The organism is Microbacterium tumbae (assembly GCF_054780175.1).
In genome coordinates, this window is the sequence record NZ_BAAGWV010000003.1 from 508,894 (window position 1) to 526,156 (window position 17,263).

The 17,263-nt window shown below is 68.4% G+C and carries 15 protein-coding genes; 13 read left to right on the forward strand and 2 right to left on the reverse strand.

Annotated features, from left to right (window positions below):
- Nucleotides 1-130: 130 nt before the first annotated feature.
- A complete protein-coding gene (gene metG / locus ACYVGQ_RS14160) occupies nt 131-1,708 on the forward strand; it encodes a methionine--tRNA ligase (protein ID WP_460785293.1) in 1,578 nt (525 codons plus the stop codon).
- A 265-nt stretch (nt 1,709-1,973) separates the two neighbouring features.
- On the forward strand, nt 1,974-2,858 hold the full coding sequence (locus tag ACYVGQ_RS14165) for a TatD family hydrolase (RefSeq protein WP_460785294.1): 885 nt from the start codon (nt 1,974-1,976) through the stop codon (nt 2,856-2,858).
- Here the strand turns inward: ACYVGQ_RS14165 and ACYVGQ_RS14170 are convergent.
- Nucleotides 2,837-4,093 carry an MFS transporter gene (locus ACYVGQ_RS14170; protein ID WP_460785295.1) on the reverse strand — a complete coding sequence of 419 codons (1,257 nt, stop codon included), beginning with the start codon at nt 4,091-4,093 and terminating at the stop codon, nt 2,837-2,839. The genes ACYVGQ_RS14165 and ACYVGQ_RS14170 overlap by 22 nt on opposite strands.
- A gap of 36 nt (nt 4,094-4,129) precedes the next feature.
- Here ACYVGQ_RS14170 and rsmA point away from each other — a divergent pair, with 36 nt between their 5' ends.
- The 8 genes from rsmA to ACYVGQ_RS14210 all read left to right on the forward strand — a co-directional run bounded on the left by rsmA (nt 4,130) and on the right by ACYVGQ_RS14210 (nt 12,930).
- Complete coding sequence (rsmA, locus tag ACYVGQ_RS14175; protein ID WP_460785296.1) at nt 4,130-4,990, forward strand: 16S rRNA (adenine(1518)-N(6)/adenine(1519)-N(6))-dimethyltransferase RsmA; 861 nt, start codon at nt 4,130-4,132, stop codon at nt 4,988-4,990.
- Nucleotides 4,987-6,054, forward strand: a complete 1,068-nt coding sequence (locus tag ACYVGQ_RS14180) for an aldo/keto reductase (RefSeq protein ID WP_460785297.1) — start codon at nt 4,987-4,989, stop codon at nt 6,052-6,054. Before rsmA ends, ACYVGQ_RS14180 begins: the two co-directional genes overlap by 4 nt.
- Nucleotides 6,055-6,076: 22 nt before the next feature.
- Nucleotides 6,077-7,012 carry a 4-(cytidine 5'-diphospho)-2-C-methyl-D-erythritol kinase gene (locus ACYVGQ_RS14185; protein WP_460785298.1) on the forward strand — a complete coding sequence of 312 codons (936 nt, stop codon included), beginning with the start codon at nt 6,077-6,079 and terminating at the stop codon, nt 7,010-7,012.
- A 93-nt stretch (nt 7,013-7,105) separates the two neighbouring features.
- Nucleotides 7,106-7,525, forward strand: a complete 420-nt coding sequence (locus ACYVGQ_RS14190; RefSeq protein WP_460785299.1) for a hypothetical protein — start codon at nt 7,106-7,108, stop codon at nt 7,523-7,525.
- Nucleotides 7,526-7,684: 159 nt separating this feature from the next.
- Complete coding sequence (locus ACYVGQ_RS14195) at nt 7,685-8,698, forward strand: LacI family DNA-binding transcriptional regulator (RefSeq protein ID WP_460785300.1); 1,014 nt, start codon at nt 7,685-7,687, stop codon at nt 8,696-8,698.
- Nucleotides 8,699-8,856: 158 nt separating this feature from the next.
- The gene (gene mmsA / locus ACYVGQ_RS14200; RefSeq protein ID WP_460785466.1) at nt 8,857-10,371 is read left to right on the forward strand and encodes a multiple monosaccharide ABC transporter ATP-binding protein; all 1,515 of its coding nucleotides are present in this window, start codon (nt 8,857-8,859) and stop codon (nt 10,369-10,371) included.
- A gap of 36 nt (nt 10,372-10,407) precedes the next feature.
- Entirely contained in the window at nt 10,408-11,766 is a 1,359-nt protein-coding gene (gene mmsB / locus ACYVGQ_RS14205) for a multiple monosaccharide ABC transporter permease (protein ID WP_460785301.1), read from the forward strand.
- A 39-nt stretch (nt 11,767-11,805) separates the two neighbouring features.
- Nucleotides 11,806-12,930, forward strand: a complete 1,125-nt coding sequence (locus ACYVGQ_RS14210) for a substrate-binding domain-containing protein (RefSeq protein ID WP_460785302.1) — start codon at nt 11,806-11,808, stop codon at nt 12,928-12,930.
- Between the two features lie 72 nt (nt 12,931-13,002).
- Here the strand turns inward: ACYVGQ_RS14210 and ACYVGQ_RS14215 are convergent, their stop codons facing one another.
- Nucleotides 13,003-14,028, reverse strand: a complete 1,026-nt coding sequence (locus ACYVGQ_RS14215) for a LacI family DNA-binding transcriptional regulator (RefSeq protein WP_460785303.1) — start codon at nt 14,026-14,028, stop codon at nt 13,003-13,005.
- Nucleotides 14,029-14,143: 115 nt separating this feature from the next.
- Between ACYVGQ_RS14215 and ACYVGQ_RS14220 the strand changes: the two genes are divergently transcribed.
- Genes ACYVGQ_RS14220 through ACYVGQ_RS14230 form a run of 3 tightly spaced genes read left to right on the forward strand, consistent with a single transcriptional unit; the run spans nt 14,144 to nt 17,220 of the window.
- Nucleotides 14,144-15,421, forward strand: coding sequence for an ABC transporter substrate-binding protein (locus ACYVGQ_RS14220; RefSeq protein WP_460785304.1), 1,278 nt, complete (start codon nt 14,144-14,146; stop codon nt 15,419-15,421).
- Nucleotides 15,422-15,427: 6 nt separating this feature from the next.
- Nucleotides 15,428-16,387 carry a carbohydrate ABC transporter permease gene (locus tag ACYVGQ_RS14225; RefSeq protein WP_460785305.1) on the forward strand — a complete coding sequence of 320 codons (960 nt, stop codon included), beginning with the start codon at nt 15,428-15,430 and terminating at the stop codon, nt 16,385-16,387.
- Nucleotides 16,384-17,220, forward strand: a complete 837-nt coding sequence (locus ACYVGQ_RS14230) for a carbohydrate ABC transporter permease (protein WP_460785306.1) — start codon at nt 16,384-16,386, stop codon at nt 17,218-17,220. The genes ACYVGQ_RS14225 and ACYVGQ_RS14230 overlap by 4 nt, the downstream gene beginning before the upstream one ends.
- Nucleotides 17,221-17,263 lie beyond the last annotated feature (43 nt).

Consider the following 17,263-nt stretch of genomic DNA (forward strand, 5'->3'; position numbering starts at 1 on the left):
GACGCGTGCACCCCCGAGGACGCCGCACGCCGGGAACGAGCCAGGAGCAGCAGACCGCGGGCCGCGGACCACGAGGCGCGGGCCGCGAACAGCGCGTAACCCGCGTCCGCGCGCACATAGAATTGACCGCATGCCCGCAGGCGAATCCTTCTACATCACCACGCCCATCTACTACCCGTCCGATGTGCCGCACATCGGCCACGGGTACACCTCGGTGGCGGTGGACACGCTCGCGCGCTGGCACCGCCAGGCGGGCGATGACACCTGGATGCTCACCGGGACGGACGAGCACGGTCAGAAGATGCTGCGCGCGGCGGCGGCGAACAACGTCACCCCGCAGGAGTGGGTCGACAAGCTCGTCACCGAGAGCTGGTTCCCGCTGCTGAAGACGCTGGACGTGGCGAACGACGACTTCATCCGCACCACCCAGGAGCGTCACGAGACCAACGTGCAGGTGTTCTTCCAGCGTCTGTACGACGCCGGGTACATCTACGCGGGCGAGTACGAGGCGCTGTACTGCGTGGGCTGCGAGGAGTTCAAGCCGGAGAGCGAGATCGTCGACGGCACGGGTCCTTTCGAGGGGCTCAAGGTGTGTGCGATCCACTCCAAGCCGCTGGAGCTGCTGCAGGAGAAGAACTACTTCTTCAAGCTCAGCGAGTTCCAGGACCGCCTGCTCGAGCTGTACAAGGACGAGCCCGACTTCGTGCGCCCGCACTCCGCGCGCAACGAGGTGGTCTCCTTCGTGTCGCAGGGGCTGAAGGACCTCTCCATCTCGCGCTCCACCTTCGACTGGGGCATCCCGCTGCCCTGGGACGAGTCGCACGTCATCTACGTGTGGGTCGATGCGCTGCTGAACTACGCCACGGCGGTCGGCTACGGGGCCGACGAGGAGCTCTTCGCCCGCCGCTGGCCTGCGTACCACGTGGTCGGCAAGGACATCCTGCGCTTCCATGCGGTGATCTGGCCCGCGCTGCTCATGGCCGCGGGACTCGACGTGCCCAAGGGCGTCTTCGCGCACGGCTGGCTGCTCGTCGGCGGAGAGAAGATGTCGAAGTCGAAGCTCACCGGCATCGCGCCGACGGAGATCACCGATGTCTTCGGCTCGGACGCCTACCGTTTCTACTTCCTCTCCGCGATCGCCTTCGGCCAGGACGGATCGTTCTCCTGGGAGGACCTCTCCGCCCGCTACCAGGCAGAGCTCGCCAATGGCTTCGGCAACCTCGCATCGCGCACGGTCGCGATGATCGAGCGCTACTTCGAGGGGATCGTGCCGCCGGCGGCCGAGTACACCGAGGCGGACCTCACGATCCAGAAGACGGTGGCGGATGCCGCGGCCGAGGCGGATGCCGCGATCGAGCAGTTCCGCATCGATGAGGCCATCAAGGCGATCTGGACGATCGTGGACGCGCTGAACGGCTACATCACCGAGAACGAGCCGTGGGCGCTCGCCCGCGACGAGGACCAGCGCGCCCGCCTCGGCACGGTGCTCTACACCTGTGCCGAGGGACTGCGGGCCCTCGCCGTGCTGCTGTCGCCGGTCATGCCGCAGGCGACGGAGAAGCTGTGGATCTCGCTGGGCGCCGCCGAGAGCATCGGTCGCCTGCAGGAGCAGCCGATTCGTGAGGCCGGCGCCTGGGGCGTCCTGAAGCCGGGGGCGAACGTCAACGGTCTCGCGCCGCTCTTCCCGCGAGTCGAATCGCAGGCGTGATGCGTCGACGCGTTCGCCGCTCGACGAGCGCGACCGTGATCCTGTTCGTTGAGCGAGGCGCGCCGTCGCCATCCCGTTCGTGGAGCGATGAGCGCAGTTTTCCCCGTTCGTTGAGCGACGAGCGCAGTTGTCCCCGTTCATGGAGCGATGAGCGTAGTTGTCCTCGTTCGTGGAGCGATGGGCGTAGTTTTCCCCGTTCGTGGAGCGATGGGCGCAGTTTTCCCCGTTCGTTGAGCGACGAGCGCAGCGAGGAGTCGAAACGCACATGACCGATCCCCAGACCTACGTGAAGGCGCGCTCCGGCGACGGCCGCAGGGACCTGCGCTATCCGGCGGCGCCGGAGCCGCTCGCGGTGCCGGTGTACGACAACCACGCGCACCTCGAGATCCTGGACGGCGACGAGCCGCTGAGCCTCACGGAGCAGCTCGATCGCGCCCAGGCCGTCGGGATCGCCGGCGTCGTGCAGGCCTCAGGGGACATCGAGTCCTCGCGCTGGGCCGTCGCCGCCTCGCAGCGGGATCCCCGCGTCCTCGCGGCCGTCGCCATCCATCCCAACGACGCGCCGACGTACGCCGAGCAGGGGCGTCTCGATGAGGCGATCGCCGTGATCGATGAGCTCGCAGCGCTTCCGCGCACACGGGCGATCGGCGAGACGGGTCTGGACTTCTTCCGCACGGAGCCGGAGCGTCGCGGAGCGCAGTTCGAGAGCTTCGAGGCGCACATCGCCCTCGCGAAGAAGCACGGCATCGCGATGCAGATCCACGACCGAGACGCCCACGACGCGGTGCTGGAGACCCTCGCCCGCGTCGGAGCCCCGGAGAAGACCGTGTTCCACTGCTTCTCCGGCGGGGATGCCATGGCGCGCATCGCCGCGGACGCCGGATATCACCTGTCCTTCGCGGGCAACGTCACCTTCAAGAACGCGCAGAACCTCCGCGATGCGCTGAAGGTCGCGCCGCTCGATCGCATCCTCGTGGAGACGGACGCGCCCTTCCTGACCCCGGTGCCGCTGCGCGGTCGCCCGAACGCGCCGTACCTCGTCCCGATCACGGTGCGCTTCATGGCGGCCGAGCTCGGCATCGAGGTCGACGAGCTCAGCGCGCAGCTGGCCGCGAACACCCTCGCCGTCTACGGCTCGTTCGACGCCTGAGCATCCTCCTCGGCCGGCTTCGTGCCGACGATGTTCGAGATGGGCCGCCACACCAGCAGCAGCGTGAGCGCGGCGCCGGCGAAGGCGAACCACCAGGGCGCGGTCAGCCCCCACGCCTGCGCGATCACCCCGCCGAGGCCCTGACCGATCACCATCCCGCCGAACACGCCGACCATGTTCACGGACGCCACCCTGCCCTGCAGCGCGGCCGGCACCAGCCGCTGGCGGACGGTCGTGGAGATCGTGCCCCACACGAAGGCGTAGGCGCCGAACACGAACATGATCACCAGTGCCACCCATCCGGCGGTGGTCAGTGCGAAGGCGAGGTGCATGAGCACCTCCATCGACAGGACCACCCGCATGAGCGTGGCGAAGGAGACATGCCGCTCCAGCCATCCGAAGCTCACCGTGGCGAGCAGCCCGCCGGCGGCGGACGCCGTCGTCAGAGCGCCGTAGCCGACGGCGCCCATGTGCAGGTGCTCGGTCGCGTAGAGCACGAGCACGCCCCAGGGGGCAGCCCAGGTCACGTTGAACACGAGGATGACGAGCACGAGCGTCCGCACCGGGGGATTCCGCCAGAGCCAGCGCAGTCCCTCCGCGATGTCCGTGCGGACGGGAGCGTGCTGCTCTCTCGGAGGCGCCGGTGTGCGCGCCATGCGGGAGACGAGCACGATCGCGAGGGCGACGCAGAGCACCTCGAGCAGGAACGGCCATGCGCTCCCGGCTGCGAACAGGAACGCCCCGAGCGGAGGACCGGCGAACTGGTTGGCGACGAGATAGCCGGCCTGCAGGCGGGCGTTGCCGATGCCGAGGTCGGCGGGCCGCACCAGCATCGGCAGCAGCGTGCTGCCCGCCGTGTCGACGAACACCTCTGCGGTGCCGTAGAGGAATGCCGTGGCCAGCACGATCCAGATGCTCGCCGTCCCGGTGATCAGGAAGGCGCACAGCGCCGCGAGGACCACGGCGCGGGCGGCGTTCGCGAACATCACCAGTCGTCGGCGGTCGAAGCGGTCGGCGATCGCCCCGGCGTGCAGCCCGAACACGAGCCAGGGCAGGAACTGCAGGATGGCGCCGGCGGCGACGAGGATCGGCGAGGACGTCATCGAGGCGATCAGCAGGGGAGCTGCAGCCAGGGCGACGCCGTCGCCGACGTTGCTCGTCCACGACGACGCCAGCAGCCAGCGGAAATCCCGGCCCATCCTGCGCGGCGCGATCAGTTCACCGAGGGTGGGCATCCGTTCACATTAGAGCAGGTGGAGGACAATGGGGGGATGACCGTCTCCCTGCTCGGCGCGACCGAGATCCGCCGGCTCGCCGCCGACCTCGACGTGACCCCGACCAAGAAGCTCGGCCAGAACTTCGTCGTCGATGCGAACACCGTCCGCAAGATCGTGCAGGCGGGCGCGGTGCGCGCCGGCGAGCGCGTGGTGGAGGTCGGACCCGGGCTCGGCTCGCTCACGCTCGCGATCCTCGAGACGGGCGCCACGGTCACCGCCGTCGAGATCGACCATCGCCTGGCCGCTCGGCTCCCGCAGACCGCCGCGGAGCACGGCGTGCCGGACGGCGCGCTGACGGTGGTCGACTCGGACGCCCTGCGCGTCACGGAGCTCCCCGGCGATCCGACCGTCCTCATCGCCAATCTGCCCTACAACGTGTCGGTGCCCGTGCTGCTGCACTTCATGGAGACCTTCGCTGCGCTTCAGCGCGGTGTCGTGATGGTGCAGGCGGAGGTGGGGGAGCGGCTGGCGGCGCCGCCGGGGAGCAAGGCGTACGGCGCGCCGAGCGTGAAAGCTGCATGGTACGGGCCGTGGCGGCTGGCGGGCACGGTCTCGCGGCAGGTGTTCTGGCCGGTGCCGAACGTCGACAGCGTGCTCGTCGGCTTCGAACGCAGCGCCGAGGTCCGGGGAGACGAGGAACTGCGTCTCGAGACCTTCCGGATCGTGGACGCCGCCTTCCAGCAGCGGCGCAAGATGCTGCGCCAGGCGCTGGCCGGCGTGCTGGGAGGAACGTCCTCTGCCGCATCCGCGGTGCTGGAGCGCGCCGGAGTCGCCCCCACCGCACGTGGAGAGCAGCTGAGGATCGAGGACTTCGCTCGGATCGCCGAGGCGGCCCGCGCTAGCCTGGAGTCGTGACCGATAACCCCCGCTTCCGCCCCGACGTCCCCGAGCTGCACCGTCCCTATGCCGCCGCCGCAGACCGGTACACCCGGTTCCCGTACCGGCAGGTCGGCTCGTCCGGACTCTACCTCCCGCCGATCTCGCTCGGCCTGTGGTGGAACTTCGGCGACAACATCCCGCTCGACAACCAGCGGGCGCTGCTGCGCCACGCCTTCGACCTGGGCATCACGCACTTCGACCTCGCGAACAACTACGGCCCGCCCTACGGCTCGGCGGAGAAGAACTTCGGCCGCATCTTCGCCGAGGACCTCCGCTCTTACCGCGACGAGCTGATCATCTCGTCCAAGGCGGGCTGGGACATGTGGCCCGGTCCGTACGGCGACTTCGCGAGCCGCAAGTACATCCTGGCCAGCGCGGAGCAGTCGCTGACGCGGATGGGCCTGGACTACGTCGACATCTTCTACTCGCACCGCGTCGACCCCGTCACCCCGATCGAGGAGACCGTCCTGGCGCTCGACACCCTCGTGCGCCAGGGCAAGGCGCTCTACGTCGGCATCTCCTCGTACAGCGCCGAGCGCACGGCGGCGGCGGTCGAGGTCGCCAAGGGGCTCGGCACGCCGCTGGTGATCCACCAGCCCGCGTACTCGATCCTCAACCGCTGGGTCGAGGACGGCCTCACCGACACCCTGCGCGCCGAGGGCCTCGGCGCGATCGCCTTCACGCCCCTCGCCCAGGGCCTGCTCACCGACAAGTACCTCGCCGGCGGCGAGGCCGACCGTGCGCAGAAGCGCCGCTCCCTGCCGGACGGGCCGCTCAGCGAGGAGGGCGTCGCCATCCTGCGCGGACTCAACGACATCGCCGCGGAGCGTGAGCAGAGCCTCGCCCAGCTGGCGCTGCAGTGGACGCTGCGCGATCCGGTCGTCGCCTCCGCCCTGATCGGGGCCTCGCGCGTCGCGCAGCTCGACGAGAACGTCGCGGCCCTGGACGGTCCCGATTTCACGTCCGACCAGCTCGCCCGCATCGACGCCCTCTCGCACGGCATCGACGTCGATCTGTGGGCGAAGTCGTCCCGACTCTGACACCGATCGCCCGGAGACCGACATGAGCCTGTTGCCCTTCCCCGAGGCGGTGCGCGTGCGCGCCCCGGGGAAGATCAACGTCTTCCTCGGCGTCGGAGACCGTCACGACGACGGATATCACGCGCTCGCGACGGTGTTCCAGGCTGTAGCTCTGTACGAGGATGTGATCGCCCGCCGGTCCGACGAGTTCTCGATCGTCGTCAAGGGCATCGCGGATGCCGGAACGGTGCCGCTCGACGACCGCAACCTCGCGATGCGCGCGGCGAAGCTGCTCGCGTCGGCGACGGGATACGAGGGCGGAGCGGCGATCGAGCTGCGCAAGAGCGTGCCCGTCGCCGGAGGCATGGGGGGCGGCTCCGCGGATGCCGCCGCAGCGCTCCTCGCCTGCGACACGCTCTGGGGCACCGGGCTCTCGCCGGCTCGCCTGCACGAGCTCGCCGCACGTCTCGGTGCAGACGTCCCCTTCGCGCTGCACGGCGGCACCGCCGTCGGGACGGGGCGCGGGGATCAGCTCAACCCCGCACTCGCCAGGGGGCGCTTCGACTGGGTGCTCGTGCTGAGCCAGGAAGGGCTGTCGACGCCGGTGATCTACCAGCGCCTCGACGAGCACCGCGCGCAGGGCGAGGCGCTCGCCGACGATCCTCCGCTCTCCCTGGAGGTGCCGATCCCCGTCCTCCAGGCGCTGCGCGCCGGCGATCCGCACTCGCTGGCGGCGAGCATGCACAACGACCTCGAGATCGCGGCCGTGCAGGAGATGCCGGAGCTGCAGGAGATCATCGGGGAGGGGCTGCACGCCGGCGCGCTGAGCGGCATCGTCTCCGGCTCGGGCCCGACGGTCGCGTTCCTCTGCGAGTCCGCGGAGTCGGCGCGGTACGTGCAGCGGGAGCTCGAGGACCGGGGCCGCGACGCCCTGCACGTGCACGGTCCTGTCGGCGGAGCGCGCATCCTCTCCGCCTGAGGCCCCGAAGAGTTCACCGGAAGTTGTGACCGGGAGAAGCCTCTCCGCTCTAGCGTGGTCGTCAGCAGGCCACCGCCGACGTCAGGAGTCATCATGGGACTGTTCAACCGCAAGTCGCCGCAGGAGCGTCAGGACGACGCGATCCGCATGGCGGACGACATCGCCCAGGGGAAGGGCTTCACGGGCAAGCTGACCCAGGCCTTCATGGGCAGGGACTTCACCGAGGCCATGCAGGGCGCGATGGGATCGCTGCATCAGGCCGAGCACGTGGAGCGGCTGCGGGCGTCCGGCGTGCCGACCGAGACCGCGACGGTCGTCGGCCTGCAGGACACCGGCCAGACCGTCAACGACAACCCGAGCATCGTCCTCACCCTCGATGTCGCAGGTGAGCAGCTCGCGATCGCGGCGCTCGTCTCGCGGCTGGCGATTCCGCGAGTGGGCGAGCAGGTGCTGGTGCTGCGGGACCCGCAGTCCGGCGGCCTGCTGTATGCGGGACTCGCGCCGCGAGCCTGACATCGCGGCAGCGGGTTCTCCGGGGGCCGAGCGCAGGGCGCTCGGCCCCTTTCCGTTCGGCGCCGACGACACGGACGCGCCCACGGGATGCGGTTGCGATGCGCGGGATACATAATGGGAGGATCGATGTGACCGTGCACACGCAAGGGAGGCGATGCCATGGCAGCCCCCGGCGAGCGCGCACGCGTCCCGAGCATCCGCGATGTCGCGCGCCTCGCGGGCGTCTCGCACCAGACGGTGTCGCGCGTGCTCAACGAGCACCCCAGCATCCGGCCGGAGACGAAGAAGCGGGTGCAGGACGCGATCGCGGTGCTCGACTACCGGCCGAACCTCGCGGCCCGCGCGCTCGTCACCAGCACGACGCGGACGATCGGCATCCTCTCCGCCACCATCGGCGAGTTCGGGCCGACGTCGTCCATCGCGAGCATCGAGGACGCCGCGCGGGCGGAGGGGTACTCCGTCAACACGGTCAACCTGCCCGAGACCACGCCGGAGGCCATCGGCGAGGCGATCCGGCAGCTCGGGCGCGAACAGGTCAGCGGCATCGTGGTGCTGGCTCCGCAGGTGCGCGTCTTCAACGTGCTGCGGGGGATGGCCGTCGGCGTGCCCTTCGTGAGCCTGCAGACGGCGTCAGGGTCCGACGGGTTCAGCCTCGCGGCCGATCAGGTCGCCGGCGCCCGTGCGGTCACCGAGCACCTGATCGGGCTCGGGCACAGCGACATCATCCATCTCGCAGGTCCGCAGGACTGGATCGAGGCGGAGTCCAGGATGCGCGGCTACCTCGAGGCGCTGCGGGAGGCCGATCTGCCCACGTTCCCGCCGATCCGCGGCGATTGGACGGCCGACTTCGGCTACTTCGCCGGCACGGAGCTGGCGCGCCGCCGCGACTTCACCGCGGTGTTCGCGGCCAACGACCTCATGGCGATCGGGCTCATGCACGGGTTCAGGGATGCAGGGCTCGACGTGCCGAGGGACGTGAGCGTCACAGGCTTCGACGACATCCCCGTGGCTGCTCACGTGTGGCCTCCGCTCACCACCGTGCACCAGGAGTTCCCGGAGCTGGGACGCCGCGCGGTCGGCATCCTGCTCGCGGAGATCCGCGGCGAGAAGGTGCCCGAGTTCGGCTTCATCGAGCCGATGCTGCGCATGCGCTCGTCGAGCGCATCTCGATAGCGCGGCGAAATCGCGGCTCCGCTTGACATCGGCGGGACAGGGGCGCATTATTGGGTGTCATGTGAACGGTCACATTGGGAATGACCGCAATCGAGTATCGAGGAAGATCCGTGAGCAGCACAACTACGTTGCCGGTCGTAGCGGGACCGATCCTGGAGATGCGCAGCATCACCAAGGAGTTCCCCGGAGTCAAGGCGCTCTCCGACGTCTCCATCACCGTCCGCGCCGGTGAGATCCACGCGATCTGCGGCGAGAACGGCGCGGGCAAGTCGACGCTGATGAAGGTCCTCTCCGGCGTCTACCCCTACGGCAGCTACGACGGGGACATCCTGTTGTACGGCGAGGAGCAGCGCTTCAAGGACATCGCGGCGAGCGAGCAGGCCGGCATCGCGATCATCCACCAGGAGCTGGCGCTGATCCCCGAGCTCTCCGTGACGGAGAACATCTTCCTCGGCAACGAGATCGAGCGCTTCGGACGCATCGACTGGCAGGCGGCCAAGACCCGCGCCATCGAGCTCCTCGCCCGCGTCGGCCTGAACGAGGACCCCGACGTCCCGATCAAGACCCTCGGCGTGGGCAAGCAGCAGCTCATCGAGATCGCGAAGGCGCTCAACAAGGACGTGAAGCTCCTCATCCTCGACGAGCCGACCGCCGCGCTCAACGAGTCCGATTCCCAGCATCTGCTGGATCTGATCCTGGGGCTGAAGGCCAGGGGAATCGCCTCGATCATCATCAGCCACAAGCTCAATGAGATCGAGCAGATCGCCGACGAGATCACGATCATCCGCGATGGACGCACGGTCGAGACGCTCGACATCACCCGCGGCGAGATCAACGAGGACCGCATCATCCGGGGGATGGTCGGCCGCTCGCTGGAGAGCCGGTACCCTGATCGCACCCCGGAGCTCGGCGAGGTGTTCTTCGAGGTCAAGGACTGGTGGGTGCAGCATCCGTCCGTCTCCGAGCGCATGGTGGTCAAGGGCTCGAGCCTGAACGTGCGCCGCGGCGAGGTCGTCGGCATCGCGGGGCTCATGGGCGCGGGACGCACCGAGCTCGCCATGAGCATCTTCGGCCGGTCGTACGGGACCTTCCTCGGCGGTCGGATGCTCAAGGACGGCCAGGAGATCCAGGTTCCCGACGTGGCCTCCGCCATCAAGCACGGGCTCGCCTACGTGAGCGAGGACCGCAAGGTGCTCGGCCTCAACCTCCTCGACACGATCAAGCGGGCCATCGTCTCGGCGAAGCTGCGGAAGATCTCCCGCAACGGCGTCGTGAACGACCGGGAGGAGTTCGCCGTCGCGGAGCGGTACCGCAAGGCGCTGCGGATCAAGACGCCGAGCGTCGAGGAAGGCGTCGGCAAGCTCTCCGGCGGGAACCAGCAGAAGGTGGTGCTCGCGAAGTGGATGTTCACCGACCCCGATCTGCTCATCCTCGACGAGCCCACGCGCGGCATCGACGTCGGCGCCAAGTACGAGATCTACTCGATCATCAACGAGCTCGCCTCGCAGGGCAAGGGCGTCATCGTCATCTCCAGCGAACTGCCGGAGCTGCTGGGCATCTCCGACCGCATCTACACCGTCTTCGAGGGGCGCATCACCGACTGCATCCCCGCGGACCAGGCCACCCCGGAGGCGCTCATGCGCAGCATGACCTCCACGAACCAGAAAGCGTAAAAGCATGCTTGCACTGAGCGAACGGAGCGAGTCGAAGTGAGCACCGAGTCCACGGCGAGCCAGACCCGAGGGTTCCGCTTCGGGGACATCCGCAAGATGTTCGGCAGCAACGGCACGTCCTCGCTGCGCCAGTTCGGCATCCTCGGCAGCCTGATCGTCATCGTCGTCCTGTTCGAGATCCTCACGCTGCTGCGCAACGGCCCCAGCGGCGCGACGCTGACCAGCGGCAACCTCATCAACATCGTCAACCAGTACTCGTTCATCCTCATCCTCGCCATCGGCATGGTGATGGTGATCATCATGGGGCACATCGACCTCTCGGTCGGCTCGGTCGCCGCCTTCACCGGCATCATCGTGGCCAAGGCGATGGCGGAGTGGAGCCTGCCCTGGCCCCTGGCGATCCTGCTCGGCATCGGCGTGGGCGCGCTGGTCGGAGCATGGCAGGGGTTCTGGGTCGCCTACGTCGGCGTCCCCGCGTTCATCGTGACGCTGGCGGGGATGCTGTTCTTCCGCGGCGCCAACCAGTGGATCGGCAACTCGCAGACCATCCCGGTGCCCAAGGGCTTCCAGATCATCGGCAACGGCTACCTCCCAGAGGTCGCCATCCGCGTGCCGTTCAACGTGCCCACGATGGTGCTGGCGGTCCTCGCCGTCGCATGGCTGGTCTTCTGGGAGATCCGCACCCGGCGCGTGCAGCACAAGATGGGCTCGGAGAGCGCTCCGGTCTGGGTGAGCGTCGTCAAGGTCGTCCTGCTGTCGATCATCGTCCTCGTGGCCGGCTGGATGTTCGCCACGGGCCGGGAGGGCACGAGCTTCCCCGTGCCGGGCCTCATCCTGCTCGCCCTCGTGATCGTGTACTCGTTCGTCACCAACAGCACCGTGTTCGGCCGTCACATCTACGCCGTCGGCGGCAACAGGCAGGCCGCGCGCCTGTCCGGTGTGAAGGACCGCTGGGTCGACTTCTTCGTGATGATGAACATGTCCGTGCTCGCCGCGCTCGCCGGGATGATCTTCGTGGCCCGCTCGCAGGCCTCCGGCCCCGGCGACGGCAACGGATGGGAGCTCGACGCGATCGCCTCGGTGTTCATCGGCGGCGCTGCCGTCGCGGGTGGCATCGGAACCGTGATCGGCTCGATCATCGGTGGCCTCGTGATGGCCTTCCTCAACAACGGCCTCGCACTGCTCGGCCAGGGTGCCGACGTCGTGTCCATGATCAAGGGCCTCGTCCTGCTGTTCGCGGTGGGCATCGACGTATGGAACAAGCAGCAGGGCCGCCCGTCGGTCATCGGCTTCCTCCTGCGTCGCCGCGCGCGCACCGATGACTTCGGCTCCTCCACCCTCCAGACCCCCGCCGCCACCAGCGCGGACGGAAAGAAGGGGCCAGGGACGCGCTGAGCGCACCGGGACCCCGCACACCACAGAGAAAGAGATCGCATGAAGAGAATGGCAGTGACGGCGACAGCGTTGGTCGCCGCAGCAGCGCTCGCCCTCACCGGCTGCTCCTCGGAGCGCGGCGGTGACACCCCCGGGACGGGATCCGAGGAGGAGACCTCCACCGGGTTCGAGGCCGGCTCCACGATCGGCGTCGCCCTTCCGGACAAGACCAGTGAGAACTGGGTCCTCGCCGGCCAGCTGTTCACCGACGGGCTGACGGAGGCGGGCTTCAAGCCCGACGTCCAGTACGCGCCGGCCAGCAACACGGTCGCCGAGCAGCAGAACCAGATCCAGGCCATGGTCACCAACGGCGCCAAGGTCATCATCATCGGCGCGAAGGACGGCAAGCAGCTGGCCACGCAGGTGCAGGCGGCCAAGGACGCCGGTGCGTACGTGATCGCCTACGACCGCCTCATCGAGAACACCGAGGCCGTCGACTACTACGTGGCCTTCGACAACTTCAAGGTCGGCGAGCTGCAGGGCAACGCCCTGCTGCAGGGACTCGAGGAGCGTGCCGGTCACGAGGCGCCGTACAACGTCGAGCTGTTCTCCGGCTCGCCGGACGACGCGAACTCCGCGGTCTTCTTCAACGGCGCGATGAGCGTCCTGCAGCCGAAGATCGACGACGGCACGCTGAACGTCGTCTCCGGCCAGACCGACCTCGCCGAGACGGCGACCGAGGGCTGGCTCGCTGAGAACGCCCAGAACCGTATGGACACGATCCTCACCGGTTCGTACGGCGGCGACACGGTGCTGGACGGCGTCCTCTCGCCGAACGACACCCTGGCGCGCGCCATCATCACCTCGGTGCAGCAGGCGGGCAAGACCGTCCCGGTCGTCACCGGCCAGGACTCCGAGGTCGAGTCGGTCAAGTCGATCATGGAGGGCATCCAGTACTCCACGATCAACAAGGACACCACGCTGCTCGTGGAGCAGGCCATCAAGATGGTCGGCCAGCTCCAGGCCGGCGAAGAGGTCGACGTCAACGACACCGAGTCGTACGACAACGGTGCGAAGGTCGTTCCGTCCTACCTGCTCGAGCCGCTGATCGTCACGAAGGAGAACGCCGCGGAGGCCTACGCCAACGTGCCGAGCCTCCTGGAGATCGTGCAGTCCTACCAGTAACGACTCCCGCAGGGGATCGACGAGCCGTCCGGGTGGAACCCGGGCGGCTCGTCCGCGTCCGACGGAGTTCCTTCAGGAGCGGGGGAGCGGCTGAGTCGACGCGCGGGCGATGAATGCGGGAGGGATGATGACGTGCTCCTGGGGCTCGGAGGCGCGGATCCGCTGTTCGAGCATCTCCACGGCGGTGCGGCCGAGCTCCTGGAAGTCGAGTACGGCGGTGCTCAGCGGCGGCGAGAAGTACCCGGCGTCCGGCATCCCATCGATGCCGGCGATGGAGTAGTCCCGAGGCGCGCGCAGTCCTCGTTCCTCCATCGCGCCCATGAAGCCGAGGGCGATGACGTCGTTGGCGGCGAACACCGCGGTGAACGTTCCGGGGTCGACCGTTGCGCCGTGCGCTGCTCCTGAGTGGGACTCCCATTCGCGACAGCGGAGGATCGGGAGCGGCTCGATGCCTGCGTCGGCGAGCACGTCGCCATAGGCCCGTACCCGCTCCTCGGCCTCGATGCGGCCGAGGGGACCGGCGACATGGAGGATCCGGGTATGGCCGAGTTCGACGAGGTGCCGCATCGCGAGCGTCGCCGCCCCGTAGGAATCCGCCCCGGCGACGTCGGCCTCGGCCTGAGCGGCCTCGGAGAGCGTCACCAGCGCCACATCCTGTGCGTACTCGGACAGCTGTCGGTCCACCTCGAGATAGGGGGTGCCCGCGATGATGCCGTCGACGCGGAAGCTGAGGAAGTGGTCCAGGGCGCCTCGCACGTCGGCGACGGAGTCGGGCGAGGAGGGGTCGGCGAAGAGCTGCGTGGTGATCACGGACAGGCGCCGCCCGCGCGCAGCGGCGGTGACGCCGGTGAGAATCTCGGCGTTGCCGTAGTTCAGGGGTCCCATGATCAGGAACCCGATCGTGTCCGTCCGCTGAACGCGCAGATTCCTGGCGAGGCGATTATGCCGGTAGCCGAGCTTGGCCACGGCCCTCTCCACCCGTTCTCGCGCCTGATCGCTGATGTAGCCGCCCGTGAAGTACCGGGAGACGGTCTGCGCCGACACTTCGGCCTCGCGGCCGACATCGGCCATGCTCGGGCGGTCATCGAACTTCGCCACGGCTCCTCCTCGATGTGTTATCGCTCACTTGACTCTCTCATGTGTTATCGCTAACGTAATCTCGCACACCCTGACTCGATGGAGAGGAACTGCAGTGAGAAGAAGGACAGCGATCATGAGCGGCGCCGTGGTGGCGGCCCTCGCAGCGACGGCGCTGACGGGCTGCTCGCCCGACTCCGGCTCGACCGGAGAGGGCGTGACCCTGACCCTGTGGCATAATTCTCAGGACTCGGAGGCGATCCTCGACCTCTACAAGGCGTACGAGGAGGAGAGCGGCAACACGATCGAACTCGTTCCGATCAGCTCTGACGGCTTCGAGGAGGCGACGCTGTCGAAGTGGGCCTCCGGCGACCGCCCGGACATCCTCGAGTTCCATGCGCTGCCGGCGCTCATCGACCAGCTCAACGGTCCGCAGAACCTCCAAGATCTCAGCGACATGGACTTCGTAGCCGCCTCCGGCAGCCTCTACGACATCGGCGGCAGGGGCTCGGACGGAAAGGTCTACGCGGCCATCACCAGCTTCCCCGAGGTCTGGGGACTCTTCTACAACAAGTCGGTCCTCGCCGAACACGGACTGGAGCCCGCGACGACCCGTGAGGAGCTCCTCGACCAGTGTGCTGTGCTCTCGGCGGCCGGCGTCACCACCCTCGCGGAGTCGGGTGCGTCGATCTGGCCGCCGCAGGCGCTTCCGCTCATGGAGTCCGGTGCCACGGCGCCCGAGGGCTGGCCGCAGAGCGTCATCGCGCGGGACGCGTCCATCGACGACGGCGATTCGCCGGTCCTCGACGCCGTCGAGAGCTACAGCGACCTGATCGATGAGGGCTGCGTGAACGACGACATCACGACGGCGACCTTCGAGGACTCGGTGTCGAAGGTCTTCAACGGAGAAGCCGCCTACCAGGCGCTGCACTCGAACATCGTGCCGGTGTACCTCGATGCCGCGGGTGGGGATGAGGCGGCGCTCGACGCCGCGGTGGGCTTCACCGCCTATTCCGTCGGCGAACCCGGAACGGCTGTGAACCCCGGTCCCATCGGCACCTACCTCCTGCCCAAGAGCGGCGACGACGCCAAGGAGGCTGCGGCACGCGACTTCCTCGAGTTCGCCACCGGCGAGCACTACCAGACCTATGTCGACGAGTCGGGCACCTTCCCGGTGCTGGAGGGCGCGACGGATCCCGAGGACGCCTCTCCGCTCATGCTGTCGATCAAGGCCGCGTACGACCAGGGTCCGCAGTACGGGTTCATCAACGGGGCGATTCCTGGCGGAATGCAGGGCTTCGCGGCGCTCCTGTCCGAGCTGATCGCCGGGCAGAAGACCCCCGAAGAGGTTGCGGCCACCCTCCAGAGCCAGGCCGCCACCGCCGCGAAGGCGCAGGGACTCGAGGGCTGGTAACACCGCATGCACGCAACACCCCCGCGGCCGGTGTCCGCCGGCTCGGCAGCTGCGCGTGCGACGGCGCGGGAGAGCCGGAACCCCTCCGGCTCTCCCCGTCGCCGTCGGCGCATCGACCCACGGATCTGGTTCGCGCTACCCGCCATCGGGTTCGTCGGTCTCTTCTTCCTGGTGCCTCAGCTGCTGAATCTTCGCTTCGGCTTCTCGAACTGGACGACCTACAGCAGCGACATCGTCTGGAACGGCTGGGACAACTTCCAGGCGCTGCTCGAGCAGAACCTCCTGATCCAGGGCATCACGGTCACCCTGGGGTACGCACTCATCGCGATGACCGTCCAGAACGTGGTCGCCCTCGCGCTCGCCTATTCGCTCAAGGACACGAGCCGCGTCAACGGATTCTTCCGCTCGCTCTTCTTCGTCCCGGTGCTCCTGTCACCGCTGGCCGCGGGGTACATCTGGCGCGGCATCCTCGCGCCCGACGGTCCGCTCAACGGGTTCATCGGGATCTTCGTGCCCGGCTTCTCCTGGGCCTGGCTCGGTGAGACGCAGACGGCGCTCGCGTCGGTCGCCTTCATCGACGCGTGGAAGTGGGTCGGACTCGCGACCCTCGTCTACATCGCGGGCATCAACTCCGTGCCCAAGGAGATGATCGAGGCCGCCACGATCGACGGGGCGAACGCGTGGAAGCGCTTCTGGAAGGTGACCTTCCCGATGCTGGCTCCCGCTTTCACCTTCAACGTCGTCGTCACACTCGTCGGCGCCTTCAGCGCCTATGACGTCATCGCCGCGACGACGGGCGGCGGACCGGGCGACTCGACCCGCGCGCTCAACGTCCTGCTGCGCATGCAGTGGGGGCTCGGCAACTTCGGAACGGGCAGCGCTCTGGGGCTCACGATCTCGGTGATGGTGGTCGTCGTCGCCATCCCGCTGGTGTGGTGGCTGCGACGCAGGGAGGCCAGGGTATGAACCGCCGGACGAGGACGCTCGCCGCGATCCGCTATGCGGTGCTGACGCTGTTCGCTGTGCCGTGGATCGGCGTCCCGGTCTGGCTGGTGTTCGTGAACTCGGCCAAACCCGCAGGAGAGGCCGCCGAGCTGTCGCTCGCCCTGCCCCGGGAATGGGCGCTCGCGGAGAACTACGGTGCGGTCATCAACGACGGCGGCTATCTCAGGGCGCTCGGGAACAGCCTGATGGTGAGCGTGCCGACGATTCTCGTCGTGATCCTGGTCGGCGCCGCCGGCGCGTGGGTCTTCGGGCGCAGCAGGGCGCGCTGGGTCCAGGTGGCGTTCTACGTCATCGCCCTGTCGATGCTCATGCCGCCGACGCTTCTTCCGACCATCTTCCTTCTGCAGACGATGGAGCTGGACGGGACGACCATCGGCTACATCCTCGTGCTGATCGGCACCCGGATGGGCATCGTGGTCTTCCTCACCACCGGGTTCGTGCGCAGCATGCCGGAGGATCTCGAAGCCGCGGCGGCCATCGACGGCGCCAACCTCGTGCAGATCTTCTTCCGGATCATGCTCCCGCTGCTCGCGCCGGTGCTGTTCGTCGGAGGGATCATCCTCATCATCACGGTGTGGGGCGACTTCTTCTTCGCGCAGTTCCTCATCCCCGGGGCGGGCAGGCAGACGCTCCCGCTCGCGCTGTACTCCTTCGCCAGCAGCTCCTCGCAGTCCCTGCGGTGGAATCTCGTGTTCGCCTATGTGCTGATGACCGGCCTCCCGCTGCTGCTGGCCTATGTGTTCGTGCAGCGTCGCGTCATCGGAGGGCTCACAGAGGGGGCGCTGAAGGGATGACGCGGATGCCGTCGCCCCGCGCCCTCGACGCCGCCGCGCGGGA